The sequence below is a fragment of the Novosphingobium sp. NBM11 genome, assembly GCF_015390225.1.
GTDB lineage: Bacteria > Pseudomonadota > Alphaproteobacteria > Sphingomonadales > Sphingomonadaceae > Novosphingobium.
Genome location: NZ_VUOG01000001.1, coordinates 1178960 through 1204991 on the forward strand (window position 1 = coordinate 1178960; position 26032 = coordinate 1204991).

General features: G+C 63.0%; 25 protein-coding genes and 1 pseudogene. 12 read left to right on the forward strand and 14 right to left on the reverse strand.

The genetic code is table 11. The annotated features are described in order from the left end of the window. Positions 1-14 precede the first annotated feature (14 nt). Positions 15-1484: an aldehyde dehydrogenase gene (locus F1640_RS05625; RefSeq protein ID WP_194918180.1), complete on the forward strand. Its 1470-nt coding sequence runs from the start codon at positions 15-17 to the stop codon at positions 1482-1484. A gap of 100 nt (positions 1485-1584) precedes the next feature. Here F1640_RS05625 and F1640_RS05630 read toward each other — a convergent pair whose 3' ends face one another. The 3 genes from F1640_RS05630 to F1640_RS05640 form a co-directional block, all read right to left on the reverse strand. Continuing rightward, positions 1585-3000 carry an aldehyde dehydrogenase family protein gene (locus F1640_RS05630; RefSeq protein ID WP_194918181.1) on the reverse strand — a complete coding sequence of 472 codons (1416 nt, stop codon included), beginning with the start codon at positions 2998-3000 and terminating at the stop codon, positions 1585-1587. An 81-nt stretch (positions 3001-3081) separates the two neighbouring features. After that, positions 3082-3555: a nuclear transport factor 2 family protein gene (locus F1640_RS05635; RefSeq protein ID WP_255530285.1), complete on the reverse strand. Its 474-nt coding sequence runs from the start codon at positions 3553-3555 to the stop codon at positions 3082-3084. A 163-nt stretch (positions 3556-3718) separates the two neighbouring features. After that, positions 3719-6082: a TonB-dependent receptor gene (locus F1640_RS05640; RefSeq protein ID WP_194918185.1), complete on the reverse strand. Its 2364-nt coding sequence runs from the start codon at positions 6080-6082 to the stop codon at positions 3719-3721. A 376-nt stretch (positions 6083-6458) separates the two neighbouring features. Between F1640_RS05640 and F1640_RS05645 the strand changes: the two genes are divergently transcribed. Next, on the forward strand, positions 6459-6887 hold the full coding sequence (locus tag F1640_RS05645; RefSeq protein WP_124810252.1) for a nuclear transport factor 2 family protein: 429 nt from the start codon (positions 6459-6461) through the stop codon (positions 6885-6887). Between the two features lie 102 nt (positions 6888-6989). Here F1640_RS05645 and F1640_RS05650 read toward each other — a convergent pair whose 3' ends face one another. Beyond that, positions 6990-7460, reverse strand: coding sequence for a MarR family winged helix-turn-helix transcriptional regulator (locus F1640_RS05650; protein ID WP_124810251.1), 471 nt, complete (start codon positions 7458-7460; stop codon positions 6990-6992). 421 nt (positions 7461-7881) lie between these two features. Here F1640_RS05650 and F1640_RS05655 point away from each other — a divergent pair, with 421 nt between their 5' ends. The 6 genes from F1640_RS05655 (at position 7882) to F1640_RS05680 (ending at position 11998) form a co-directional block, all read left to right on the forward strand. Continuing rightward, complete coding sequence (locus tag F1640_RS05655) at positions 7882-8397, forward strand: DUF3237 domain-containing protein (protein ID WP_124810250.1); 516 nt, start codon at positions 7882-7884, stop codon at positions 8395-8397. A 7-nt stretch (positions 8398-8404) separates the two neighbouring features. Continuing rightward, positions 8405-8821: a nuclear transport factor 2 family protein gene (locus F1640_RS05660; protein ID WP_124810249.1), complete on the forward strand. Its 417-nt coding sequence runs from the start codon at positions 8405-8407 to the stop codon at positions 8819-8821. After that, the gene (locus F1640_RS05665; protein ID WP_223806711.1) at positions 8818-9327 is read left to right on the forward strand and encodes a nuclear transport factor 2 family protein; all 510 of its coding nucleotides are present in this window, start codon (positions 8818-8820) and stop codon (positions 9325-9327) included. The genes F1640_RS05660 and F1640_RS05665 overlap by 4 nt, the downstream gene beginning before the upstream one ends. 165 nt (positions 9328-9492) lie before the next feature. Next, positions 9493-11046 carry an FAD-binding oxidoreductase gene (locus tag F1640_RS05670; RefSeq protein WP_194918187.1) on the forward strand — a complete coding sequence of 518 codons (1554 nt, stop codon included), beginning with the start codon at positions 9493-9495 and terminating at the stop codon, positions 11044-11046. Beyond that, positions 11046-11480, forward strand: coding sequence for a cytochrome c (locus F1640_RS05675; RefSeq protein WP_194918190.1), 435 nt, complete (start codon positions 11046-11048; stop codon positions 11478-11480). Before F1640_RS05670 ends, F1640_RS05675 begins: the two co-directional genes overlap by 1 nt. Next, the gene (locus tag F1640_RS05680) at positions 11477-11998 is read left to right on the forward strand and encodes a hypothetical protein (RefSeq protein ID WP_194918192.1); all 522 of its coding nucleotides are present in this window, start codon (positions 11477-11479) and stop codon (positions 11996-11998) included. The genes F1640_RS05675 and F1640_RS05680 overlap by 4 nt, the downstream gene beginning before the upstream one ends. A gap of 3 nt (positions 11999-12001) precedes the next feature. Here the strand turns inward: F1640_RS05680 and F1640_RS05685 are convergent, their stop codons facing one another. The 3 genes and pseudogenes from F1640_RS05685 to F1640_RS05695 all read right to left on the reverse strand — a co-directional run bounded on the left by F1640_RS05685 (position 12002) and on the right by F1640_RS05695 (position 14149). Continuing rightward, positions 12002-12301 carry a 4a-hydroxytetrahydrobiopterin dehydratase gene (locus F1640_RS05685; protein WP_124810244.1) on the reverse strand — a complete coding sequence of 100 codons (300 nt, stop codon included), beginning with the start codon at positions 12299-12301 and terminating at the stop codon, positions 12002-12004. 145 nt (positions 12302-12446) lie between these two features. After that, positions 12447-12584: pseudogene (locus tag F1640_RS05690) on the reverse strand (4-hydroxyphenylpyruvate dioxygenase); the annotation flags it as partial. 215 nt (positions 12585-12799) lie between these two features. Beyond that, a complete protein-coding gene (locus F1640_RS05695) occupies positions 12800-14149 on the reverse strand; it encodes an IS1380 family transposase (RefSeq protein WP_194917264.1) in 1350 nt (449 codons plus the stop codon). Between the two features lie 225 nt (positions 14150-14374). On the opposite strand from F1640_RS05695, the gene F1640_RS05700 reads away from it, so the two are divergent. Beyond that, the gene (locus F1640_RS05700; protein ID WP_194918194.1) at positions 14375-14887 is read left to right on the forward strand and encodes a DUF6933 domain-containing protein; all 513 of its coding nucleotides are present in this window, start codon (positions 14375-14377) and stop codon (positions 14885-14887) included. A gap of 66 nt (positions 14888-14953) precedes the next feature. On the opposite strand, the gene F1640_RS05705 is transcribed toward F1640_RS05700, so the two are convergent. The 3 genes from F1640_RS05705 to F1640_RS05715 are packed head-to-tail and all read right to left on the reverse strand — an operon-like array spanning position 14954 to position 18068. Beyond that, a complete protein-coding gene (locus F1640_RS05705) occupies positions 14954-15688 on the reverse strand; it encodes an RES family NAD+ phosphorylase (protein WP_194918196.1) in 735 nt (244 codons plus the stop codon). Continuing rightward, positions 15685-16098, reverse strand: coding sequence for an MbcA/ParS/Xre antitoxin family protein (locus F1640_RS05710; RefSeq protein WP_194918198.1), 414 nt, complete (start codon positions 16096-16098; stop codon positions 15685-15687). Before F1640_RS05710 ends, F1640_RS05705 begins: the two co-directional genes overlap by 4 nt. Positions 16099-16151: 53 nt before the next feature. Then, a complete protein-coding gene (locus tag F1640_RS05715) occupies positions 16152-18068 on the reverse strand; it encodes a strawberry notch C-terminal domain-containing protein (protein WP_375336180.1) in 1917 nt (638 codons plus the stop codon). On the opposite strand from F1640_RS05715, the gene F1640_RS05720 reads away from it, so the two are divergent. Genes F1640_RS05720 through F1640_RS05730 form a run of 3 tightly spaced genes read left to right on the forward strand, consistent with a single transcriptional unit; the run spans position 18053 to position 21509 of the window. Beyond that, positions 18053-19600: a tyrosine-type recombinase/integrase gene (locus F1640_RS05720; protein ID WP_011540750.1), complete on the forward strand. Its 1548-nt coding sequence runs from the start codon at positions 18053-18055 to the stop codon at positions 19598-19600. The two genes, F1640_RS05715 and F1640_RS05720, sit on opposite strands and share 16 nt — an antisense overlap. Then, positions 19594-20508, forward strand: a complete 915-nt coding sequence (locus tag F1640_RS05725; protein WP_011540751.1) for a tyrosine-type recombinase/integrase — start codon at positions 19594-19596, stop codon at positions 20506-20508. Before F1640_RS05720 ends, F1640_RS05725 begins: the two co-directional genes overlap by 7 nt. After that, on the forward strand, positions 20505-21509 hold the full coding sequence (locus F1640_RS05730) for a tyrosine-type recombinase/integrase (protein ID WP_011540752.1): 1005 nt from the start codon (positions 20505-20507) through the stop codon (positions 21507-21509). The genes F1640_RS05725 and F1640_RS05730 overlap by 4 nt, the downstream gene beginning before the upstream one ends. A gap of 138 nt (positions 21510-21647) precedes the next feature. Here F1640_RS05730 and F1640_RS05735 read toward each other — a convergent pair whose 3' ends face one another. The 4 genes from F1640_RS05735 to F1640_RS05750 form a co-directional block, all read right to left on the reverse strand. Then, on the reverse strand, positions 21648-21902 hold the full coding sequence (locus tag F1640_RS05735; RefSeq protein WP_375336181.1) for a hypothetical protein: 255 nt from the start codon (positions 21900-21902) through the stop codon (positions 21648-21650). A gap of 151 nt (positions 21903-22053) precedes the next feature. Next, positions 22054-22521 carry a hypothetical protein gene (locus F1640_RS05740; RefSeq protein WP_139139449.1) on the reverse strand — a complete coding sequence of 156 codons (468 nt, stop codon included), beginning with the start codon at positions 22519-22521 and terminating at the stop codon, positions 22054-22056. Then, on the reverse strand, positions 22490-24331 hold the full coding sequence (locus tag F1640_RS05745) for a hypothetical protein (RefSeq protein ID WP_070158095.1): 1842 nt from the start codon (positions 24329-24331) through the stop codon (positions 22490-22492). Before F1640_RS05745 ends, F1640_RS05740 begins: the two co-directional genes overlap by 32 nt. Next, complete coding sequence (locus F1640_RS05750) at positions 24328-25869, reverse strand: site-specific integrase (RefSeq protein ID WP_139139448.1); 1542 nt, start codon at positions 25867-25869, stop codon at positions 24328-24330. Before F1640_RS05750 ends, F1640_RS05745 begins: the two co-directional genes overlap by 4 nt. Between the last annotated feature and the right edge of the window lie 163 nt (positions 25870-26032).

A 26032-nucleotide genomic window follows, 5' to 3' on the forward strand; every position in this document is an offset into this window, starting at 1 on the left:
GGAGAGAATGAGAAATGACCCCTGATGGCATCCGGATAACGCACCCCGACAAGCTTTTCATCGACGGACAATGGGTTCGTCCGGCACGGGGCGGCGCGATCGAAATCACCTCGCCCAACAGCGAGGAGGTTATCGCGCGCGTGGCGGAAGCCTCCAACGAAGACATGGACGCCGCCGTGGCCGCCGCCCGGCGTGCGTTCGACAACGGCGGTTGGACCGGCCTGACTCCTGCCGAACGCGGCGCGTTTGTCCGCCGCTGGGCCGCGATTCTGGGCGAGCGCGTGGGCGAACTCTCGGCCGCGTGGACGGCGCAGGTTGGTGGCTTGGCCAGCTTCGCCCCGATCATGCACGGCGGGGGCGTGGCGACGCTCGATTTCATAGCCTCGCTCGGCGAAAGCTACCCGTTCGTCGAACGGCGGCCGAGTTCGCAAGTCGACACCGCGATCGTCGTGCGCGAGCCCGTGGGTGTCACCGCGTGCATCGCGCCGTGGAACGCACCGTTCAGCACGATGTCGAGCAAGGTGGCCTACGCCCTCGTCGCGGGTTGCACGGTCGTTATGAAACCGTCGCCGGAAACGCCGCTCGAAGCCTTCATCATGGCGGAAGCAGCGGAAGCCGCCGGGCTGCCGGCGGGCGTCCTCAACCTCGTGTGTGGCGATCGCGAAGCGTCCGACCATCTCGTCAACAATCCGGACGTGGACAAGGTCAGCTTCACCGGCTCCACCGCCGCCGGCAAGCGCATCGGCCAGGTTTGCGCCAGCCGTGTCGCGCGCTGCACCCTCGAGCTAGGCGGCAAGTCGGCGGCCATCGTGCGCGATGACTTCCCGATCGAGGTTGCCGCCGCGATCCTGGGCAACACGATCACCGTGATGTCTGGCCAGGTCTGCGCCATGCTGAGCCGCGCGATCGTACCCCGGAAGCGCCATGACGAACTGGCCGATGCCATCGCGCGCGTGATGCAGGGCATCAAGATCGGGCACAGCGACGCGCCCGATACGCAGCTTGGCCCGCTCGCCATGAAGCGCCAGCTCGACCGGGTGGAGGAATATATCGCGCTGGGCCGCGAGAGCGCCGATCTCGTGACTGGCGGCGGCCGTCCCTCCAGCTTCAACAAGGGCTACTTCATCGAACCGACGCTGTTTGCGAACGTCGACAACCGCAGCCGCATCGCGCAGGAAGAGATCTTCGGCCCGGTCCTCGCCTTGATCCCGGCGGAAGACGAGGAAGATGCGATCCGCATCGCCAACGAAAGCAGCTACGGCCTGAACGGCTCGGTCCTGACCCATGATGCCGACGCGGCCTATCGCATCGCGCGTCAGATGCGGACCGGCGGCATCGGCCAGAACGGCATGCGCCTGGAATTCGGGATGCCGTTTGGCGGCTTCAAGCAATCGGGGATCGGGCGCGAAGGCGGCGTGGAAGGGCTGCAGCCCTATCTGGAAACCAAGTCCATCCTGCTGGATGCCGCGCCTGCGGGCCTCTGATCAAACGCAGTGAGGGCGGACGACCCAAGTCACCCGCCCTCATCTGCATTCACGGAAGAATGGCCCGTCCTCGCGTTACCGGACAGGACGGGCCGGGTCTTCAATCTTCCAGCGGCACGGCGTTGATGATGTGCGCCTGCGTATATTCGAGCAGCCCGGCTTCGCCGAGTTCGCCGCCGATGCCCGATTGCTTCGATCCACGGAACGGGATGTTGGCATCGATCGCAAGGTGCTGGTTCACCCACACCGTGCCCGTGTCGATGCGCTTGGCCACTTCCGTCGCGCGGGCGACGTCCCTGCCCCATACGGTGCCGCCAAGGCCATAGTCGCTGTCGTTGGCGCGGGCGATCACGTCTTCGATATCATCGTATTGCAGCACCGGCAGCACCGGGCCGAACTGTTCCTCGCGCACCAGCGCGGCATCGTCGCCCAGATCGCGGACGATCGTGGGTGGGATGAAATAGCCCGGCCGGTCCAGCGGCGCGCCGCCGGCAAGCACGGTGCCCTCGGCACGGGCGCTGTCCAGCAACGACACCACTTTTTCGAACTGCATCCTGTTCTGGACCGGTCCGATCGTGGCGCCCTGCTTCGATCCGTCATCGACCACGGCTTCGTTGGCCAGCTTCGCCAGTTCGTCGCAGAACTCGTCGTACATGGAAGACGGCACATAGGCCCGCTTGATCGCCACGCAGATCTGCCCGGCGTTCGCCATCGCTCCCTGATAGACCTTGCGCGCCACGGCCTGCGGATTGACGTCATCCAGCACGATCGCGGCATCGTTGCCACCGAGTTCCAGCGTGACGCGCTTGACGCTGTCAGCAGCGGCCGCCATCACCTTCTTGCCGGTCGCGGTGGAACCGGTGAAAGCAATCTTGGCAATATCGGGATGCCCGGTAAGCAGCGGGCCCAGCTCGTTCTGGTCGCACAGCACGTTGAACACGCCGGCCGGCAGGATGTCCTTGGCCAGTTCACCGAACAGAAGCGTGGTCAGCGGCGTCGTGGGCGCGGGCTTCGCCACTACGCAGTTGCCCGTCACCAGCGCCGGCCCGAGCTTGTTCATCAGCAGGATCACCGGGAAATTCCAAGGCGTGATCGCGCCCACCACGCCGAGCGGCGTGCGGTGTTCGACAACGCTGTTCCCGCCTTCTTCCCGCAGAACTTTCGGTTCGACCCGCATGGCCGCGAAGGCGCGCAACGTGAACACGCTGCCCATGATCTCGTACATCGCCTGGTCGAGCGGCTTGCCCTGCTCGCTCGTCAGCAGGCTGGCGAACTCGGTTGCCCGCGCCTCGAGCGCATCGGCCAGCGCCACGACCAGCGCGGCGCGCGCTTCAACGGGCGTCGCGGCCCAGGCCGGGAAAGCGCACCTGGCAGCCGCGACCGCTTCCTCAAGCTGGGCTGCATCGGCCTTCGGGCATTGCGCGAAAGTCTCGCCGGTCGCGGGGTTGACGACGTCGAAGGTCGTTACCCCGTCCCTGGATTGGCCGTCGATCAGCAGTTTGAATTCGTGCTTCATATTCGCTCTCCAGTTGGTGCCGCAACGGAACCAAAGCGTGGGCAGGTCGATGCCCATTCAGGCTTAGCGGTCCCGACGGGGTTAGGGCCGTGCCGGTTCCCTCGCTCCGGCCTTCTCGGATTCGATCCTTGATAGCGCGTCAGACACGCTGTTGGGATCAAATTTCAGCATGGCGGACGATTTTAGCGCCGGGTCCCAATGTTCGGCGATTTTCCCGCCGGCAATCCGGAAGAGATCGAACCAGCTCGTCACGTACCCTTCGTCCTTGTCATCGCGCATCGGGCGCTGGGTGACAACCAGAACAAAATCCCGCTCGGCGATCATCGTGATCAGCGGCAGAGTGATCGTCGGCTTCACGGGGCGCTCGGGCCGTGACCCCCGGATGAAACGCGCCAGCGCATCACGCCCCGATGCGACGTTCGGGTTATGCTGCAGGTATTCCACGGTGAAATAGCGGTCGACCAGATCCGCGCGCCCGCCAAGCAGGACTTCGCGATACATGTCGTAAACAAGCTTCTTGTTGGACGCGAGCACAGGATCGGGGCTGGCCAGCAACGCGGCTTGCGCATCCTCTGCCTGGATGGACTGCGCCTGGCTTGACGGCGCTGCGGCACAGGCAAGCAGCGCCAGGATCGAGTAGAACTTCATGGGCAGCACCTCATGCGCGACGCAGCGCGGCGGGGCCAAAGCCCCGCCGCCACTTTTCAGCAATGCCCCCTCAGTACCGCGCGGTGAGCTGAACCGCGACCGTGCGAGGACGTTCAGCCAGGGCCGAAACCGATCCGTTGGCACCGCTGACCGTCTGCCGGAAGCCGGCCGTGGCCTTGTTGGTCAGGTTCTGGCCGATAACCGCCAGGCCCCAGCGATCGTCCTTCGGACCGACGCTGACGCGAAGGTCGACTTTCGCATAACCCTTCTGCCGGATCAGATCGTCGGCCGTCGACGACTGGAAGTACCACGAGCTGAAATAGAGCAGCGGCGATACCCGCACGTTCATGTCGCCCGCAGGGATCGTCGCGTCGAGGCGGAAATTGCCGGTCCATTCCGGGGCAAAGCCGCGCCGCTTGCCCGAAAGGTCCTGCCGCCGGCCAATACAGCCCGAAGAGGCACCCAGCAGCGTCTGGATCGACGAACACGGCGCACCGTTATAGTTGCGGTAGATCGCATCCAGATAGGCAAGATCGGTGCTCGCGGTCAGCCAGCTCGTCATGCGCCAGCTGGCCGAAAGCTCGACACCCTGCGAGCGGGCGGACGCCGCGTTGGCAACGCTGACGCGCACGGTGCCGCTGGGCAGCGTTTCCGAAACCGATTCCTGCAAGCCGGAATAATCGCCCCGGAACGCGCTCAGCGAGAAGGTAACGCGGCGATCGAACAGATTGCCCTTGATGCCGACTTCATAGGCATTGACCGTTTCCGGGCCGAAATCGCCACCGGCCGAACCGCCGCTATAGCCACCAGCCTTGAAGCCCTTGGTATAGCTTGCATAAGCGGTGACATCCGGCGTCGCTTCGAACTGCAAGCTCACCGACGGCATGAGCTTGTCATCCTTGCGGTGCGGGTTGGCGAAGTTCTGGTTGTTCGAACCCAGGATCGTGTTCAGCGTATCGCTGACCTGCTGGCTCGCCGGCACGAAGTTTTCCGGGGTCGGATAATTCGGGTCCGCCGTTCCGTTGCGCAGGAAGCGGAAACCGTCCTTCTCCACCACGGAATAGCGCAGGCCGAGGTTCAGCTTGACCCGATCGATCGGCCGGATCGTGGCGGCCCCGAAAACCGACTTGGTGGTCGCGTCTTCATGCACGGTCAGGCGCCCGGCAACCGGGGTCTGCGCGGTGTATGGCGGAGCCGAAGCACCAAACGGCGCAAAGAAGAAGCCGGTCACGCCATTGTTGCGCATCTTGCTGCTCGAATAGTAGCCGCCCAGCTGCCACTCGAAGAAGCCACCCGTCGGCGATGCAAGGCGGATTTCCTGCGACCACTGGCGGAACGTTTCGCGCTGGAACACCGGAAGCAGGCTGCCGCCACCGATGCCGGGCACGGGCGACGGAATAAGCTGCTGCAGATATTCGGTATTGTGGTTGAAGAAACCCGTGATCGATGTGAGCGTATAGTCACCCATGCTCAACGCGTTGGTCCAGCCCACTTCATTAAACGCGTAGTCGAGCTTGCCGGGACGGCTGGAGTTCCGCCAGTTGAGCTTATCGTCGACGGCCGTTCCGTTCGCCGCAATGTAGTTCGCGCAGCTTCCACCCACCGGGAACGGCGCGGGCGGCGGGCAGCTTTCCAGCTCGAACGGCAGGAAATCGTCCGAAGTCGTCTTGCCCGTGTCGTAGCGCAAGTCCGACCGGAAGTTGGACGAAGGCGTGAAGGCCAGCGAAATGCGGCCGACACGGTTGCGTTCGTGCGGAGCGTCTTTGCGCGTGAAGGCATTCTTCACATAACCGTCCATGCCGGACAGGCGGCCGGCAGCACGCACGCTGAACATGTCGCCCACCGGCACCGTCACACCGGCTTCGACGTTGTATTCGCCATAGCTGCCATACAGCGCCGATCCGTTGGCGGCCAGTTCCCTCCCCGGCTTGCGGGTCGTGATGTTGAGCGCGCCGGCGATCGCGTTGTTGCCGAAGAAGGTCGTCTGCGGCCCCTTGAGCACTTCCACCCGCTCGACATCGAACAGCGCGGCACGGATGGCGCGGGGACGCGAGCGATAAACGCCGTCGACGAAGGTCGCCACCGATTGTTCGAAACCGGTATTGTTGGACGAACCGATACCGCGAATGTTGAGCTGGTCGAACGGCCCAGGCGTGATCCGGACGTTGGCCAGACGATCAGCGACCGCGGACAGGTTGGTCAGGTTATCCCGCGCCAGCTGCTCGCCACCCACCACAGACACGGAAATCGGCACGTCCCGCAGGCGCTCCGTGCGCCGCTGGGCGGTGACGACGATGTCGCCGGACGTTGCTTCTGCTTCGTCAGCCTGCGGCGAAGAAGCTTCGTCCGCTGCGGCAAATGCCTGACTTGAAACAGAAATAGCAGCGGCGATGACCATGGCACTGGCGCACGCCCGCAAAAGTTCAGTTTTCATGTTACCTCCCCATATATCACATGATGATTGTTCGCCGGATGGCTGGCGGCGGTGTGGCCGCAAGCCCCGGTCAATCCGAAACGCGCTGGCCGTCAGGCGCCCCCGGCGCCTGCGAAATCACGCGACACGCGGCCATCGGCCGCCCTGCATTTTGCGCGAAACGAACGGCACCGTTCAGAAAAGCGCCCGATAGGAACCTGTGTCGCTCTCATCACACCCTCTCCTTGCCCTCCACTTTGAAAGTGGTTTGAAGCCAGTTCGAGATTGATATAACGATCGTTACGATTGGTCAATCGAGCACGTGCCAGATTTCTGATCGCATCGTTGGCACTTGTGAATCACGCCAAGTGCCGGAACCCTAGGGAGAGAACACGCCATGCCGCCGAGAACCGCCGGAATTACTGAATCCCAAAGCCCGGAATACGCTGCCCGCACCGCGCGGAATCGCGCGCTCCTTCTGGATTTCGTACGGCTTTACTACGATGAAATGAAGGTGCGCGAAGCCTTCGAACGTTACGTTCATCCTGACTATATGCAGCACAACCCCGCCGTCACCGACGGGCGGGAAGCCGCGATCGCGCACCTGGAAGGCCTGCTCGCACGGCCAACGGTCAGCATGGACGTCCGCCGCATCCTGGTGGATGGCGATTATGGATTCGTCCATCTGATTGGCCGCCAGGGGCCGGAAGATCCCGGGCATGCGCTGATGAACATCTTCCGATTCGCGGACGGTCTCATCGTTGAGCACTGGGATGTGGCGCAGCCCGTTCCCGCCACCACGGCCAGCGGCCGCGGCATGGGTTAAGCGGCGAACGCCCTACCGGGACTCACGCGCTGGAGTGCCCACCCGGCCTCACCGCCCCCTTCCCTCAATGGCGATGCGGCAAGCCATCGCCATTGGCCGGGTTCACTCCTCGGGCTGATGGTCCAGCCGGGTATTCTCCAGAAACAGGGACCGGCCCTGCTCATCCTTCGCTTCCAGCGTTGCGATCAGCGTGCGCAGAATATGATCCAGCGTCGCCCGTTCGTGGGGCTTCAACCGGGAAAGCAGGAACTCCGCGACAAGGTTTGTCGCCGGGCGCATCGCACGGAACAGCCGCTCGCCCTCCGCCGTCAGCGTCAGCCGCTTTCGCCGCCGATTCGCCGGATCGGTCACCGTGACGACGCGACCGTTCTTTTCGAGCGTGGCGACAGCCCGCGAAATGCTCATGGGATTGACGCCGGTCAGTTCGACAAGCTCGTGGCTCGCGGCGGATCGATAGAAGCCGATCTGCATCAGCACCCGGAATTCGTTCAGGCTGATCCGATGCTCGTGAGCAAGGAAAGTCGAAAACGGAGCCATCAGACGGTTCGCGAGCTTGAGAATGTTGTGAAGCATTTCCGCTTCCGGGCTCAAGTCGGATTGTAACGCCTGTGGCGGTTCAGACGGATCGGATGGATTTGACATAGCGACTCACTGTGGCGCTGCGCTCGCCTTCGTCAAGACCCATGATCGAAGGGAAACCGGCATCGGCACAACGCCAGGAATACTGCAGGCAGCGCGCGCAAAGCCATCGATCGCGCGCATTCCAGACTGTGGTCGGCGAATGCAATCGGCCGGCGCCCGCCATATCCACACTTGCAAGAATATCTAACGATCGTTACGATTACCGTCGAACGATTAAAGGAAGAGAGGAGCGCCCCACCTATGGTTTCCCCGTCACCGTGCCCGGGTAAATCCCTGTTCGCAAATACAAAACCGGCGCTCCACGCAGGCAACGCCGCTACCGACCTTGCCGTTCCGACCGGAGGAAAGGTTCATGACTGACGCCTTCTCCCCGCCCTTCTCCACGCTGGAAAACCCCCGGCTGGAATTCGTGATGGAAGTGCGCCTTTCCTTTCCGCGCGTGCAGATGATCAACAACACGCCCTGGGGTGGCAACCGGGGGGCCGTTTACGTGGAAAGCGGAACGTTCGAGGGACCGCGGCTTCGCGGCAAGGCCGTGCCGGGTTCGGGCGGCGACTACGCCTATTTCCGGCCGGACGATGTCGCCGTGTTCGATGCGCGGTACATGCTCGAAGAAGAGGACGGAACGCTCATCCTCCTCAACAACAAGGGCTTTTTGTGGGGCCGCAAGCCCGACACGATGGAACGCATCCGCGACTGGGCCTTCCGTGGCGGCCAACCCGTGGAACACGAGGAATACTACCTGCGCGGGCAGCCGAGTTTCGAGACTCCGGTCGGCAAGCACGACTGGCTGACCAAGCACGTGTTCGTGGGCGTGGGCGAACGCCTCGTCTCGGGCAACGTCCTGCGTTACTACGCGCTGACGTGAGGCTGGCATGACCGACCAACGCACGCTGGAAGAGCGCAACGCCGAAATCGTGATCGCGATGTGGAAGGGCGTGATCTATGAAGGCCAGGACGAGGCCGTCTTCAAATATATCCACCCGGACTACATCCAGCACAATGTGAACATGCCGTCCGGCCGCGAGCACATTCTGCACCTGGTCAAGATCATCCGGAATCTGCCCGAAGGGTTCACGCCGCCCGCGCGCAAGGAACTGCTGCGGACGGTGGCGCAGGGCGACTATGTGGTCGCCATCTGGGAGCAGGAGCAGCCCGACCCCACGCGCCCCGGCGAAACCTATCTGGGCCACGCCTTCGACATGTTCCGTCTGGAGGACGGTCTGATCGTCGAACATTGGGACGATACCCGCAAATGGCCGCGCCCCTGGAACGAGGAGCAGCCATCTTGAGCGGCAGGACGGAACTGATCGCGGCGGCAGAGCCGGTTGCGGGGCAGACCACGCCGGTCATCGCGGCGGACCACGAAGCGATGCTGCGCAGCACCGATCCCGATATCGAGCGCAACAAGCGGCTGTGCTATGACATGTACCGCATCGTGCTGCAGGCCGGCCGCGCGGACCGCGTCAGCGATTTTATCGGGCCGGACTACATCCAGCACAACCCCAACGTCGTCAGCGGCCGCGACGCGCTCGCGGCCTTCATCCGTTCGTCCCGGCCGGAGCGCGAGATCGAGCCGGCGATCCGTCTGCCCCTGATCGCGATCGTGGCCGAACGCGACATGGTCCAGTTCACGTTCGTCCGTCCGGAACGGGATGCCGACGACGCTCCTTACCACACCAGCTGGTTCGATCTTTTCCGCATCGAGGACGGCAAGATTGTGGAGCACTGGGATCCTGCATTGAAAAGCGCCGAGATGCTCAAGCTCGATCCCAATCAGCGCCGGCTCGCGACGTAGCGATAAAGCTAGCGATGCTGCGCAAATCCTGGCGCAGCATTATCCCGAGGCAAAGCATAAAGAGACAACCGCCAGAACCTTTCCCTCTTCTTCCCGACCACGCCGCCATGAAGGATGGGCGCCCGGCCCATGCGTCGGAAAGCGGAGCAAAGACCGGATCAAACCATGCCACTTTCGTCCTACAGCATTCCGCCGGAACGACTGGCCGCCGCGCGCCGCAGCTTCGCCGCCATCGTCGGCGCGCAAAACCTGTTCTTCGATGCCGAAGACCAGGATTCCTATTCCGACGCGTTCGCGGTCGATGACAGCCGGCACCGCCCCGCAGGCGCGATCGCCCCGGACACTGTGGAGCAGATCCAAGCGATCGTCCGCGTCGCGGCCGAGCACAGGATTCCGCTCTGGCCGATCAGCCGGGGCAAGAACCTCGGCTACGGCGGCTCCGCACCGGTGCTGGAAGGTTCGGTCATCCTCGATCTGTCCCGCATGAAGAAGATCGAATACGACGAGGAAAACGGCACCGTGCTGCTGGAGCCGGGTGTCGGCTTCTACGATCTGTATGATTTCCTGAAGGCGCGCGGGCTCAAGCACTGGCTTTCGACGCCCGGAAACAGCTGGGGCTCGGTCATCGGCAACGCGCTGGATCGCGGGGTCGGCTACACGCCCTATGGCGAACACACGACCAAGCTGTGCGGGATGGAAGTGGTGCTTGCAGACGGCACGCTGGTGCGCACCGGGATGGGCGCGCTCACCGGCTCGCCCACCTGGCAGCTCTATCGCTTCGGTTTCGGTCCGGCGTGGGACCAGATGTTCGTCCAGTCCAACCTGGGCATCGTCACCAAGGCCGGCCTGTGGCTCATGCCGGAACCCGAATCGCTCATGGGCATGGACCTCGAGTTCGACCGGCCGGAAGATCTGGGGCCGCTGATCGATGCCATCGCGCCGCTCCGGCGGGAGGGCGTGCTGCAGCAATCGCCCACGATCGGCAACTGGTTGAGGGCCGCCGCCATCCTGACCACGCGCGCGGAATGGACGGACCAGAAAGGCGCACTCTCCGACACGGTGATCGCCGCGATCCGCAAGAAATTCCAGATGGGCTGGTGGGGCGTCAGCCTGCGCCTCTACGGACGCGAGACGATCAACCGCGAAGCCTATTCCATCCTCGAAAGCGAGATGAACAAGCTCAAGCCGCTCAGCATGAAGCGCACGAGCTGGAAACGTGGCGATCCGCTGGAAATGACCGGCTGGACCGGTACGCCGCTCACCTTCCCGATGCAGAACGCGAACTGGCACGGTGGCCTGGGCGGGCATATCGGCTTCTCGCCAGTGCTACCGCAATCGGGCAGCGCGGCGATGGAGCAATTCCGCAGGACCTACCAGCGCTACCGGGAATTCGGCATGGATTATCAGGCAAGCTTTGCGTTCGGCGAACGCCACCTGATCAACGTCAACGCCATCCTGCTGGACAAGGACGATCCGGACATGATGCGCCGCGTCGATCCTTTCATCCGCACGCTGGTGGCGGATGCGAAGGCGCATGGTTACGGGGAATACCGCACGCACCTTGACTATATGGACCTTGTCGCATCGACCTATGATTTCAACGGCGGCGCCCTTGGCAAGCTGAACGCCAAGGTCAAGGCCGCTCTGGACCCCTTCGGCATCATCGCGCCGGGCAAGAGCGGGATAGGAACTGCCGCAGGCCAATCGGGGGATCGCTGATGAACGGCCTCGCCACTGTTACGCGCGGCGGCTTCCTCGCCCTGCTCGCCGTGCTGTCCGCCGCGCCTGCGCAGCCGGCAGAGCAAAAGGATCCGGCAGCGGCTGCGGCTCCCGCAGCGCGCCCGGGCCCGCCCTCGCCGCCACCACCGCTGACGCTTTCCGCCCGGCCAAACGCGAAAGGCGGTGAGCGGCTCTATGTGCAATACTGCGGGATGTGCCATGGCAAGGGCGGGATGGGCACCGGCCTGCTTGCGCGCCGCACCGATCGCCCGCTGCTTGAAGAGCGGAACGACCTGACGGTCGACTACGTGATCCAGGCGGCGCGGACCGGCATCGGCAACATGCCCCCCATCCCCAGAGGCGAAGTCAGCGACGCGGATATCAAGCAGATCGCGGCTTACCTCACCACTCCGAAGGCGCGGGGTGGGCGATGACCGACCTTAGCAGACGCACGTTCATGGCCGCCGCGGCCGCAGTACCGCTTCTGGGCGCCTGCCGCGTCCATGCGGCGACCGCCGCCAGGATCGCGCTTTACGACCCGACGCTTGCCGCAGGCAGCCAGTTTGCCAGCCGCGCGCGCGAACTGGGCTTGGAGGCGATCCCGCTGGAGCAGGACCGGGTCAGGCTGCTGCGGAGGATTTTGGCCGGCAAGCCGGTCTCGCTATGGGGCGTCTCGCGTCATGCGGATCAGTTGCTCGCGAACGGGATCATGCGCGAACATGGCTATCGCACGCAGTTGGCCCTGCGCCATAAGGGCTATCAGCCGATCACGCCTGGATGCGGTCAGGCGAGCCGGATGGCGGCGGCAATGAGCCGCGTCGCTTCGGATCAATGGCCGACCGCTTTTGCGGAGATGGCGGCGGGACGCTCTTCCTTGTGCGAGGCAAGCCAGCGCGAGGAAATGGATCGCGCGACGATCTGTTGGTCGTTCACGCTTGCTAGGGGCGCTTGACCCTCACGTGAGGGCGGCTGCGAGAACCGAAATCTTGGCTGCTAGTTTCGTGTCCCGCTCAGACAACCCATTCGCATCGTGCGTTGTGAGCAATATCGAAACGCGTCCATAAACATTGGACCATTCTGGATGGTGGTCTGCCTTTTCAGCTTCGAGCGCGACGGCCGTCATGAACGCAAAGGCAGTCACGAAATCCGGGAAGTTGAATGTCTGGACCAGCGCATCACGCCCCGGCTCATGGGTCCAGCCACGGAGCGCGGCCAAGGCTTCCACGCGCTCCTGATCCGCAAGCCGCTTGATCATGCTATCCCGACTTTCTGATTGATGGCACCGAAAATGTGACGTCCGGCTTCGTCTTCCATCCCGCTGCGGATGGTGTCGCACAGCTTCGGCTCATTGCAACGATAGGCCGCAGGATGGATGCGCTTGAGTGCGGGGGTTGACGTTGTCACGCCAGCTCCGCCACGTTCAAGGCCCCACGCCGCAACTGATCGCGTTCGATGCTTTCAAACAGGGCCGAGAAATTGCCCTCGCCGAAACCTTTGTCCATCTTGCGCTGGATGAACTCGAAGCCGTCAAGGCCGATGAGGTTCTCGAACAGGCTCACGTCTTCTTCCTCTCAAATTGCGTTAGCCCGGCCTATTCATGAGACTGAGGTTCCGGGCTTGTTGGGTGGCGATGCGTTTTCGGTGATGTGATCCGGACGAGCGCCTCTGGCGGTGTTTTTCACCGCGGTGGGATCGATGGGCTTTTCGGGGTTAATGGAGGGGGGCTTGCGGTTCGGCGGCACGGCCGCGCGGGCTATGTAGGAGCAGGCCGAAGGTTGGTGGCGACGGCCTTGAACGTGGCGGCATCGGGGCATGCTGACGCGAAGGCGATGCGGATGCGCGTTGCGGATTCAATGACGCGGGCGGCGACCTTGAGCAACCGGAGGCGGATCGTTGCGAACTCGGCGACGGCAAGCGCGGCAGATTTTGGGATTTCTTGCTGGATCCGCCACAGGAGCCAGTAGGCGGCGGTGTGCAGAATGAGGCGCATCTGGTTGGCATTGGCCGAGCGGCACGAGGTGCGATCGCTGGCGAGCTGGGTCTTGTGCCGCTTGATCAGGTTTTCGGCCTGGCCGCGGGCACAGTAGAGCGTGTCGTAGATGTGCTCGGCCGAGCCTTGGGTCAGCGAAGTGACGACATAGCGGATGTCCATGCCCAGCGTGCTGGCCTCGATCCGGGCGACGACGCGGCGCTGGCCCTTCCAGCTTTTGGCGCCGTAGCGGGTCTCGGCATAGTTTCGCAGGATCACACGCTGCTCCTCGGCCCGCTTGACCGCGCAGGTATCGGCGACGGCGACGATGGCGGGATCGGCCCGCAGCGCAGCGTTGGTTGGCAGGCCGAACACGTAATCGATGCCGTACGCCTCGCAGAACGCCATGACCTCGGGGCGGCCATAGTGCCCGTCACCGCGGATGGTGAGGTGGGTATCGGGCCAGTGCCGGCGGATGTGACGCACCAGACGCCGGATGTGGCCAGCAGCTTCGGCGCCAGATGGCGTCTTGCCGGTGCGAAGCAGCATCGCCACCGGCCGGCCACTGGCGGTGTCGTAGACGTGGATCGGCAGGAAGCAGCGCTCGCCATGGTGCCCGTTCCAGAACGAGAGCTGCTGATAGCCGTGGACGACATCGCAGGTGTCATCGATATCCAACGTCACCGCCGCCGGCGAAGTGGGATAGCTGGCGCAGTAGATATCGATCATGGCGGCCATCAACTTCGCCAGTTCGCGCGTGGTCGGCGCGTTCTCCCAGCGGCTCATCGTGGGTTGGCTCGCAAGCCCGGCACCGGAGCCCGGCAGCTTGCCCAGCGCCAGGCGGAAGCCGGGATCGTCGCGAAGGGCGTCGAGATCGTCGGCATCCTCGTATCCGCAAGCGATCGCGAACACCCGGGCGCGCAGGATGTCGGGCAGCGCATGGATCACCCGGCCAGGGTCACGCGGGTCGGCTATGCAAGCGGCAAGCCGACGGCAGATGCCCATCGCGCGCTCAGCCTGTGCCAGTAGCAGGACGCCGCCGTCCGAGGTCAGCCGACCACCATCAAAGGCGGCTGTGACTTTCCGGCTGCGCACTGCTGGGAATCGGAATGGGTTTGCAGTATCGTCGGTCATGGCGGGGTGGCCTGTGGCATCTTCTGCCCTGCGGCAGGTTCGGCTTAGACACCCAGTTCCTAATTCAGATCAGAGGCTTATGCCACTCCCGCCAACCCTCTCGGCCCAACGCGGTGAATAAGCCGGGCTAGGAACAACTGACCCTAAATAGGTCATTGCCATTACCGCGGCGAGGCCGAGAGCGTCAGTGGACGCATTGAACAGCGAACACTATTGTGGGCTGCCATGTTCCATCTCCATTGCACCAAGAAGCTGCTGGATAGGATCAAACCGGAAATCGTTGCCCCTAGGCAGAGCGATACCTCGCTGGGCAACTGGTATGCCACCGTCCTGTTCTGGAAGCCGCAGGTAGCTGTGCTGGTTTCTGAGCGCACGCTGATTCCCGTGCTTATGCCGTTGGCCCCAGCGGCCACGCTTGCTCGAAGATTCCCCGCACAATTGGCGCTTGTTCTGAAGGAGCACGGCGTCTCATCTGAATTCATCGCTCAGGAAGTCTGGCGGATGGACAAGGTGGAGTACGCAAAAACTTCGAACCGGAGCGTCCTGGGTGTGCTCAATGAGTTCGTTAAGCAGGCCGAATTCTGGCTGGCCGCCTATGCCTATGAAAAGGGAGATGATGATGACCTCTTGGCGATTTCGGCGAAGCTAGCAGAGACACCATGTAGCCCGCTGTACAAGGGCCCGGTTTCGCCGGACCGAGCCCTTCATGAACTCGTGAAAGCTGGTGCACAGGCATAGTTCGCTGACCGTTCAGTAAGCGCAGCATTCGGATAACACTTGATCGTGTGAACGGTGTTTCTGCGATCAGGCGGGATCAATCGGCAAATCGACAATACGGAAAACAGCCCCTGATCCGGCATCACGCACGAGATCAACACGCGCCCCATCCCAGTGATAGTCGAGGTGCCGCCCCTGCAAGGGGTTCGACGCGCAGTCCGGGTAGAAGAGCGCGACGCATTCCCCAGCGGGATGCCGGATGCTCGGATAGGCAATCCCGTTTGATCCCGAGCCCCTGAGGTGCTGCGCGAGTGCCTGGGACGCGACGTAGCTGTTAGGATCCAGCGCCGGAAACGGCTCCTCCGGCAAAGTTCGGAGATCATGCAAGTCTGCCTCGACTGTCATGACGATTTCCCGGAACTGCGAGGTCCAGCCAGGCGCTTCCTTTGTCCGTGCCATGAAGCGGGCATGGTGGTGGATCGTCTCGAACAGTGCGGTTTCAAACCGGTCCCCGACATAGAGCACACCGTAGCTGCCATCGGCAAAACGACTTGGCCGGTCGGTACTGACATGGGTGAACGGCGCCATCAGGTAGGAAGCGCCATTGCCTCCTACTCGCCGGTCGACCGGGACCAAGTTCAGATTGCCAATCGTCGCCATGATGCGGGGATTGGTCTTCTGCTCTGCCGAGATCAGCAGTGGCCAGTCGGCTGGATCAGCGATATCTTCGAACAGGTCGATCGGTGGGAAGGCACTGCGGATGATCCTGACAGCGCCCTTCCACTCAACTCGAGAAACGGGGATATCCGCCGTTTCGTTCACCAGCCACCACGCTCGGCGTCGAGGTAGCGACGCACCCGCATGATGTCGGTGAGTTCGCCCCCGAGCATCACGTCGAGCGCACTGGCTCCACCGAACGCATCATTTGCCGACCTGATCCAGGCATAGCCACGGGTTGCCTCCGAGAAGATGATCCGAAGCGCCTTGTGGATGCCCATGAGGTTGGAGAGGCGCGCACGCCCATCACGCGAGACGCGCCCGGGGCCTTCGGCTTTCCAGCGGCGATAGGATCGCACCGGCATGTCGAGCAGCGTTGCAGCCTGCTCGTCGGTCAGCTCCCATTTGCCAAACAGATTGAGGACTGCCCGGAACATGGCAGCTGTCTCATCCTGGGTAATCGGATCGGGACGGAAAGCGGTAACGGCAGTATCAACGGGTTGTAGAGCCAGCATGGCAATTCTCCATATGGCATCATATACGCCGGATAATGCCATTTGGCAACAGCCTATGAGGATGATGCCAATCTGGCAATCATGCTCGCCGCCCCTTCGATCGGTACGAACAGACGAGTCTGGTAGCGGATGATTTCCGTGAAACACCCTTGAGCCTTGTACCAGTCAAGACGGGCTACACTCCATCCGGTCAGTTCAATTCGCTGTGAGCCATTGACCAGACTGCGCTTGACCATGAGCTGCTCACGGCCGGCAAATTCCACGGCTCGGCCAGTCGCCAGGACGGTCTGGACGATGTCATCGGCGGAGAGCGATTGCTCGCGTTCCAGACCGAGCGCCCGGCACAGTTCTGGAACACAATGGAGAGGAACCTCCCGGCCAAGGAGCGACCGGCCATCCGCCGCCGAGATGCGGCTCACCCTCACGAAATCCGAAGGGAGCTTGTCCCAGACCGGCAGCAGGAGGCCCGTCGCCAGATAGAGGCGCTCGCGCTTGTGGCTCGACCGCGCTTCCTCGACCTCGGCGGCCCATGCTTCGCGGAACTCGCCCACAGGGATCTGCTCCCAACTGCTCTCAGCCAGCTGACCCTCAGTGATGTGGCTGCGCTTCAGCGGGCGCAGTAACTCGAAGCGGGCCACCCGCGTGCCGTCATCGGCAAGAATGCTGCGGGTGGGCACGAGCAAGCCAACCCGCCCTGAACGCGCGTTCCGAACAGGTTGCTGCCGTTGCCCGGCGAGGCCATGGAGATCTTCGAGCCTCTTCAACGTCAGCGGCTTCATAGCTCTGGCAATTTCTAGTTCCAGCAGATGGGTCGTCGCACCCGACGCGGGATCCTTGCGCAGCAGCGTATCCGACAGGAGCGTGAAGTCCTCGACCGCGATGGTCTCAAGGCCGAGATCGAGCGTCCCGGCCTGGCGAGCGGCATCGATACGCGCCTCGACGAGCCCCATGAACTCGTCAAAGATCGCATTCTGCAGGGCGATCGGCAACGCCAGGATGCGATTGAGCCAGCGCTGGATCGACGGCAGGTCATCGACCATCGACCCGTCAGGGGCTTCGATCCTGAGACCTGTCAGCTCCTGAAAGCGCCCGAGGCTGACCGCTTCGAGCTTGCCGGTGAACAACAGGCCGAACCAGCGGTGAAGCGCCTCCTTGGCGTAGATGCTCTCGAGATTGTCGGCCGGATCGAACAGGTTCTGTCCGCCGGTCTGGCGCTGCCCGCGCGTCAAGGCCCCGAGGCTGTCGAGCCGCCGCGCGATCGTCGAGATGAATCGGCGTTCGCCGCGCACATTGGTCGTCACTGGCCTGAACAGTGGGGCCGACGCCTGGTTGGTGCGATTGGTCCGGCCGAGCCCCTGGATGGCGGCGTCAGCCCGCCAACCCGGTTCGAGCAGGAAGTGAACGCGGCGAGCCTGGTTCTTCGCAGCTAGATCTGCATGGTAGCTGCGTCCGGTCCCTCCGGCATCCGAGAAGACCAGGATGCGTTTGGTCCCCTCCATGAAAGCCTGGGTTTCAGCCACGTTGGCGCGCGGCGACCGGGATTGCAGCTTCTGACAACCATCGCGGCCGACGATGAGCCGGCGTGTCCGGCCGGTCACTTCCGCCACCTGATCCACGCCGAAGCGTTCGATGATGGCATCAAGCGCGGTCGCGATGGGCGGCAAAGCGCAAAGCTGCTCGATCATCCGGTCGCGCGCGGCGAGTGCCGATCGGCACAGTACCGGCGCGCCGTGTTCGTCGCTCATCGGCTCGGAGCGAGGATTGCCGTTTTCATCGGTGAAGACCGCCATCAACCGGACAGGAAAGCTCTTGGCGAGGTAATCGATCACATATTCTTTGCAGTCGCAGTTTATGTCGAGCGTGGCGGCGAGAGACGCAGGTTTCCTTCGGTTTTCCATGATTTCACTCCAGATAATTACGGTTCCCTCGACCTGAACAAGTCGAAGGAACCAACATGCGATCAAGATCATTATTGTCGTTTCGAGCGGCCCGGCTCCGGGTCGAAGACCCGCCCAGTCACGACGCTCTACTCACCGCATTCCTCTCCTCTCTGTCGCTCGACGAGAGGTCAGGCAGTGCGATTCTGTTTGGCGCTGCGGCCCGTCATTTCCTGCATTGGATGGAACTGCATGGGATCGCGATCCGCACGATCGACGATCGGACCGTTCGGCGGTTCGAGAAGCATCGGTGCCGTTGCCACCGGTATTCGGCGCAGCAGCCAGTCTATAAGGCGGACATTGCAGCGCGAGTCAGGCGCTTCGTCCGCTTCCTGGAGGATCAAGGCTACGTCGGTGTCGACGACGGGATCGACGATCTGCCACGGCACCTCGCCGACTATTTCGATGGGATCGATCGCTTGCAACTCGCGCAAGGACCGGCCCAGTCCTATCGATCCGAGGCCGAGCATTTCGCGGCCTGGCTTCGCATTGCGCGACGACAATGGGCCGATATCGATGACACGATCATCGACCAGTACGGCGCGCATGATTGTCGATGTCCGGTCTGGCGCAAGCGAGGCAAGCTTGTTGCCTCGGGCGCGAAGCGGCGGCGGCGAGGCGCTCGGCACTTCGTCGAGTTCTTGCGCGACCGCGGTGTCATCCCTTCAGTCGAACTGGTGTCGGATGACGACCCGCACATGGCGGCATATCTGGCATGGCTCAAGCAACACCGCGGCGCGACCGATGAGACGATCCGGCGCTACCGGGCCGATATCAGGCGGCTCGCGCCTATGCTCGGCGAGCCTTCACAATGGGATGCAGCCGTCCTCAGACGGGCGTTTCAACAACGAAGCAAGGAGACGCCGGGTTCGGCATCACTGCTCGTCACGATAATACGGAGCTATATTCGGTTCCTGGTCGTGCAGGGTATTTGCCGTCCAGCTTTGTTGCACGCGATCCCATCAGTGCAACGCTACCGTCTTTCGACGCTGCCCCGGCACGTTAACCCGGCAACGATCGAGCAGATCATCGGCGCATGTCCGACTGATCGCCCGGTGGAAGTTCGGGACAAGGCCATCATTCTCCTGCTCGCCCGGCTTGGCCTGCGTGCCGGTGATATTCGGGATATGCACCTCGACGATATCGACTGGCGCTCGGGCCACCTGACGGTCAAGGGCAAGACGCGTCGGCCTGATCGCCTGCCATTGCCTCAGGACGTCGGTGACGCGATCCTGGACTACATTGCCACGGCGCGTCCCAAGACCGCCGATCCGCATCTGTTCGTGCGCGCGCAAGCCCCGTTCCGTTCGTTCCGCTCATCGGCGGAGATCGCCGGCATCGTTGCACGCACGCATGAGCGCGGCGGGATCGAAGGCGTGCCGACCGGATCGCACATTTTCCGGCATTCGCTTGCCACCAACTTGCTGCGCGCGGGCGCAGGGCTGGAGTCCGTTGGAACGATCCTGCGCCACAGCTCGCCCGAGACCACCGCCATCTACGCCAAGGTCGACCTGCCGATGCTCATGAAAATCGCGCAGCCATGGCCGGGAGAACCGTCATGCTGAGCACGCAGATTGCCAGATACGTCTCGCTGTATCGCAGCTTGGGGCGGAAGTTCTCGGAACAGGAACGACTGCTGCGCCAATACGCCGCTTTCGCTGAACGCTTCGGTGACCGGCACACCCGAGTGCAGCGCATCTACGACTGGTGCCACACGGCAAGCTCGCAAAACGTGGCTCGCCATAGGTACGACGCTGCTCGTAACTTCAGCCTTTTCGCTCATGCCGAGGACCCAGACAACGAAGTCCCGCCTGTCGGCGTTTTCGGCCGGGGGAAGCGGCCACGTCCCACTCCGACCATAATCGAAGCGGACCAGGTGCGGGCGATCATGGCGGCGGCATTGAACGTTCCGCCCCATGGCACGATTAGCCCATACACGTACCATTACCTGTTCGGCCTGCTCGCGGCGACAGGTCTCCGGATTTCCGAGGCTCTCGCGCTACAGTGCAACGATCTGGTCGAGGATGGGCTGGTCGTCCGCAACGGCAAGTTCGGCAAGCAGCGACTGATCGCCTTGCAGCCATCGACGCGCCAAGCACTCGAAGCCTACATTGCGATCCGCGCGAAGCACCCGGCCAAGTGTAATGACCTGTTCGTCACTATCCGGGGGCGGGCGCCGCACAAGGTGCGCGCCCACGTCGTGTTCGTCAGGTTGGCCCGGCTTCTCGGATATCGTGGAGCAACCGGTACGGCAGGCATGCGACTCCACGATCTGCGACATACGTTCGCTGTTCGCTCGCTTGAGTCCTGCCCGCGTGACAGGGAGGCCATTGCCCACCACATGGCCGGTCTCAGTGTCTACCTGGGGCACGCGTCGATCGCCAACACGTACTGGTATCTCGAAGCCACGCCAGTGCTGCTGCGCGACATTGCGGCTGCAAGCGAGCAACTTTTTCAAGGAGAAGCGGCATGACGGCGCTTGCTCTCCATCTCTCGGCATATCTGCGGGAACATCTGCCGCGCGAACGCGCCGTCAGCCCGCACACGGTGAAGACCTATGCCAACTGCTTCGTCCTCCTCGTCCAGTTCGCTGCCGATCGGCTGAAGCGCCGACCGACCGATCTCGAGGTTGAGGATCTCGGCACAGACATGATCATGGCCTTCCTCGATCATGTGGAGATCGGCCGCGGCAGCTGCGTGCGGACCCGCAATGGCAGGCTCGCCGCGATCCGATCCTTCTTCCGATACATCGAGTACCGGATTCCAGCCTGCCTCGATCAGGCACTCCGTGTCAGAGCAATCCCGACCAAGAAGACAGACAAGGCGCTGATCGATTACCTCGACCGGGCCGAGATCAAGGCTTTGCTCGATACACCCGATCCCCGGACACGCCTCGGCACCCGTGATCGCGCGATGCTGCATCTTACCTATGCTGGCGGACTGAGGGTGTCGGAACTCGTAACGCTGCAACTGGGCGATTTCCCGGACCGCTCCCTGTCCACCATGCACATCATGGGCAAAGGGCGACGTGAACGGGTCCTGCCGCTGTGGAAGGAGACCCAGATCGCATTGCGCGCATGGCTTGCGATCCGGCCTCAAGTTGAGGTCACCGAGATTTTCCTCAATGCCAACGGGCAGCCGATGACCCGCGACGGATTTGCGTTCCGATTGGCCGAGCACGTCAAGACGGCAGCGACGAAGCAGCCGTCGATCCTTGGGAAGCGCGTCACACCCCACGTGCTTCGTCATTCTTGCGCGATGCACACGCTCGCGGCGACGGGGGACATTCGCAAGGTCGCATTATGGCTCGGCCACGCCAGTATCCAGAGCACCGAGACCTACTTGCGCGCCGATCCCGAAGAGAAGCTGCAGATTCTCGCAGCCCACGGTGCCCCTGCGATCAAGCCGGGGCGCTTCAAGCCGCCTTCCGACGCCTTGATCACAATGCTCACCGACGTTCGAAGGCGGGCCTGACCCGTCTTCGAACACTCCCTCTAACCCGCATATTATCTGGAGTGAAATCATGGAAAACCGAAGGAAACCTGCGTCTCTCGCCGCCACGCTCGACATAAACTGCGACTGCAAAGAATATGTGTAATGTGGAGCTCCACATTACACGTATTCACGCGGGGATAGATCGATCTCCAGCGCTTCGCGTTCCTGGTCCGAGAGGTCGGCAAGCCGACGGTTGAGCATGGCTTCTGCGGTCGAGACGAGCTGGACGACCACGGCGTTCCCCTCGGCAAACGCAGCGTCGATGGCTGGCACCAGGCTCGGCAACTTCATCGACAGAAGCAGCTGTGCGAAAAACCGTTGTTCTGTCTCATCGCGAGGTGTATCATTTGCGGTAATAGATTGATAAATCACAAGGATTCCCTGTCCGGGCTAAGAGGGCGCATTATTAGGCCGCGCTCTGCTCGGAGGGGCTTCTCTCTCTGGCCGCAGCAGCCTCGTTGATGACCGGCAGCACTCTCCCTCTGGCCACCGGGAAGCGGGGGCCGTGATGGGCCAAGTGGGATCAGGCCGGGTTGTCGGGGTCTTCAGGCCGCAAGCGAACCGGACGCCGTGCGTCCACGAGCTGCCGAAGCAACCCGGCGTTCTGTTTTTCCGCGCGCTCCAACCGGCTCTCCGCCTCGCGGGCGCGTCGAAGCAGACCTGCATTTTCGGTCGCCAAGGATGCGAGCTGGCTTTCAAGATCGCGGATCTTCATGGCATCCGTGCGAGCGGCATCCTCCCGCTTTTCGCGAACGGCGGTGCGCGCGGCAGATATCGCGCGGATGTCTTCGAGTATGTCGGTATGGCCGACGTAGAGAACATTGCGCCCGACGCCGGCTTCGCGTGCGACCGCAGCGGCGGTGATGGGCGCCGAAGATGTGCTGGAGGATAGCGCCTCGAGGGCAGCGCGCAGCTTGGCCTTTGTCCGAGCGTGGCGACGCTGCTGCGGTGTCGGGGCTTCAACCTCCCCCATCGGCAAGGTCCGTTTCATCGAGCATCGCAAGGAGGCGTTTGCACTCGTCGGCGCGCGACATCGCCAGCGTTCGGCTCTCCAGGTCGAGGTCGCTCCTTTCGAGAAGGGCAAGGTTCCTGCTCAACCGTCCCGCCCATATCGGCCGATGCTTTTCGGTGATGACGAAGTTGGCGCAGGTGACACAGACGCTCTGGGTGCGAAGCACGGGATTGGGTTCGCGCTCGGACCCAAGGCACGCCGAGGTTTCTCGCCGATAGAGGCAGTAACCCCAGTCGCAGACGCCAAGGCGCATATCGGTTTCGGCCAGAAGTTGCGTAATGTAGGCGTCAAGGTCGCCACCCTGAGTGCGACCGCGGAACGGGGAGCGCTCCGCGAGCATCTTGCCGGCCTTTCCCGCGAGCCGGGGGGCGACCAGAAGATCCTCAAGCGCCGTGCGCGTATCGGCCATGACCTGGTCATCGATCAGCTCCGCCAGATCGAAGTCGGTGCCGACGTAGCTGCGGTCCGTCATGGCGCGGGTGATGTGACCAAGGTGTTTGCTGAGCGCCGCCAGCGCCGTACGATCGCGGCGGCCGACGAACCGCGCGAACGTCTTGCGCCCTTGATGCGAGGTCACACGCCAGCGCTCGCCTTCATGTTCCGGCAGATCTAGCATCGGGATGAAGCTCTTGTTCAACCGCATATTCACGGCAGCGATGCTGACCGTGTGGATAGGCAAGGCCGATGCTCGCAATGCGGTGCCGGGTTTCTCCTGCACCAGCCACAGTTGCCGCCCACCATGGATTGCCCGCCAGAGCGCGGATAGCTGATCAAGGACAGCGATGGCTCGGACGACAGGATCGGGAACCACCCATCGGTGCGCAAGCCCCTCGGGACCCGGCGCGCCTTTGCGGATGGCCCCTGTCAGATAGGCATAGGCCTCACCGTCGTCCCCCTCATGCCACTCGATGCAGCCTGTTTCGAGGGCGAGGATCTCCGATGCTCGGGCACCCACCAGATATGCGATGACGATGAAGCAGGCGTCATAGAGCCTAAGGATACGATCGTTCAGCCCGTCGATGGGCCTGTGGGTCAGTGTCTCGGGCCGGCCTGGACACATCTCTATGGGCGGCTGCGATCGGAGATAAGCCGAGGCTCGGTATGTTTGTGCGTCATACGTGCCCCCCTGCTGCTTGGCTTCATCATAGATTGCCTGCGCCGCTTCGCGCATTTCGATGATCTGGTCAGCGGGCTCGCCGATCAGATGGAGCGCAGCAGATATCAGCGGGACCGCGACCGCATCCGGCGTATGCGGCTTCTTCGTCCCGTCGTGCCAGGTGCCGAGGCGTGTGAGCATTGGCAACGGTTGCGGCGGAGCTTCCGCCAGCTTGAAGCGCTGCTCATAGAAGGCTCTGATGATCCTGTGGTAGTTGCGTACGGTGCTATAGGAGAGCCCGCGTTCGCCGAAGTCGTAGAACAAGCGCTCGATTGCCCGGCGGTCAAGCCCGGCCCAGCTTTCAACCCGGTTTGCCACCATCCACTGAAGGACGACACGCAGATAATCTGCATAGCGGGCAAGAGTATGGAGCGCGACCGCTTTGCGGCCGTCAGGTGGATCGGCATGCAGCGACCAGATGAGCTGCTTGGCCGGCTGTCGTAGTCGACGCCATTTATCCTCGTTGAACCGGCTACCGTCCGGCATCCTGAACGACCAGTCGATCCTGAAGGCATGATCCCGATGGCCCGGCACATCACGGGCGAGTTGCCACTGATCGTCGGCAAAGTCCGATTCCGGGGATACGCGGACCGGAAGGCCGGGCGTTGCCGCGATCTGTGGAACGATGTTCATTCGATATCCGGTAATGCGGGAAGGCTGTCGGCGAGCTGTTCGGCATCCTTGTGCAGTTTTGCCGGGAACGCAGGCAGCAGATCCTGCTCAAGAACGCGCAGGCTCGGGGCGTAGAAGATATTCCACCTCTCGGCATCGATCCGATCCCGGGATGCCAGTAAATGGCGGTGAGCCTGAACAACGCGCGCGCAATGGTCGATATCGAGCGGAACGATCAGGCCAGGACATGTAAGACAACCACCCAGGTGCCGACAGACACGCTTGCCGCCCGCGCCATCGCTCTCGACCGGCATCATGCAGCGGTGCCCGAACAAGGCCGTCACGGCGCCTGGACCGGGCAGCGACGTATCACCTTCTTCCGGTTCCGGCGTCATGACCCAGGCGACCATCATCCGCTGGAGGCGGACAATGGTCTCGCGCTCAAGCCGACGCGCTGCCGGTCCTTCCACATAGGCGTCGGTCGTCACCGGGTCGCGATGATTGAGGATGGCGGCCGTCGCCAGGAGATCGCCACCCGAGGCCAGGTAATGCTGTGTCGCGACACTCCCTCTCAACTGGCCCGGTGAGAAGCGAGGCAAGGATCGCCGAGGGCGATCGGGATGATCGAGATTCCATTTGGCGATCCTCCGGTTAGCTCCCTTTATGAACCGATCGAGACGGCCGAGGAGTGTGCTGAACGAGATCAGCCCGGCAGGACTGCCATGCTGCCTTTGTGGTGCGCCCGTCAGATAATATACGAGGAAGAGACGTTCGCGATGCTGGTCAGGAACGTGGAGCACGAGGGGCGCCGTCATCGCCAACAGCATTTCAATGAGGCGCGGCGCGGAGCGCGGCCGTCGAACATCGAACGAGCGGCGCTGCATCTTCGGATTGGGCGCGGTCTTGTGCTTTAGCCACTCGACCAGCACCCGGTTGTCGTCGATCGGGTGAGCGACAAGACAGTCGCGGCGGATCTCGCGAAGCGGGTCCGGGTTGGCGGCGAGCTGGATAGCCAGGGCGATATAGAACGGAACGACCGTTCGCGTGGTCAGGTGATAATGCTCCGCGATGCCGCTGCGCCAGCCCCAGCGCAGAAGCCGGCTGTGCGGCACGCGAGCTTCCTTCAACTGGTTCCAGGTCGGCGCAAGACCTCCTGTCAGGCGATGAAGCCGCCAGATCGCGCTGTCCAGGCTCTCCCCGCGTTCGGCACGCGCAGGCGCCTCTGCCGCAGCGATAATCACCTGTCCCCGCTGGAACGTCGCCCATGCGGCATCGATCTCTTCGTAACAGGCCATGAGGATGGCCTGCAGATCCTCCTTCGACAGTCGCGCCTTGGAGTCATGGTGGCGACTGCCGGGAACCGGATTGTAAGGGATCGCGAGAGGCGAACCGAAGAGGTGCGGATCAGCCTGCTCGGCACGCTCGAGTAGCGGACGGATCAATGCCAACTGCGTGGCTATCGTCGGCCGCTTGAGCCGTTTTCCTGCCTCGTCGGGTCGGGCGAGGAAGGCCAGATAACGCTTCATCGTGCCGGCATTCACCTGAGCGGCGCTGGTCACGCCCTCGCTCGCGAGGAACCCGGCGAAGCGGCGCAGCGCACGCCATCGGGGTCGGGCGCGTGCGAACCGTTGTCCCTGCATCGTTCAGGCGGAAGGCGGCCATCAGCGGACCCACCATATCTGGTGGTAGAGACAGCGTGGCGGGGTCGAAGCGCTGCACGCT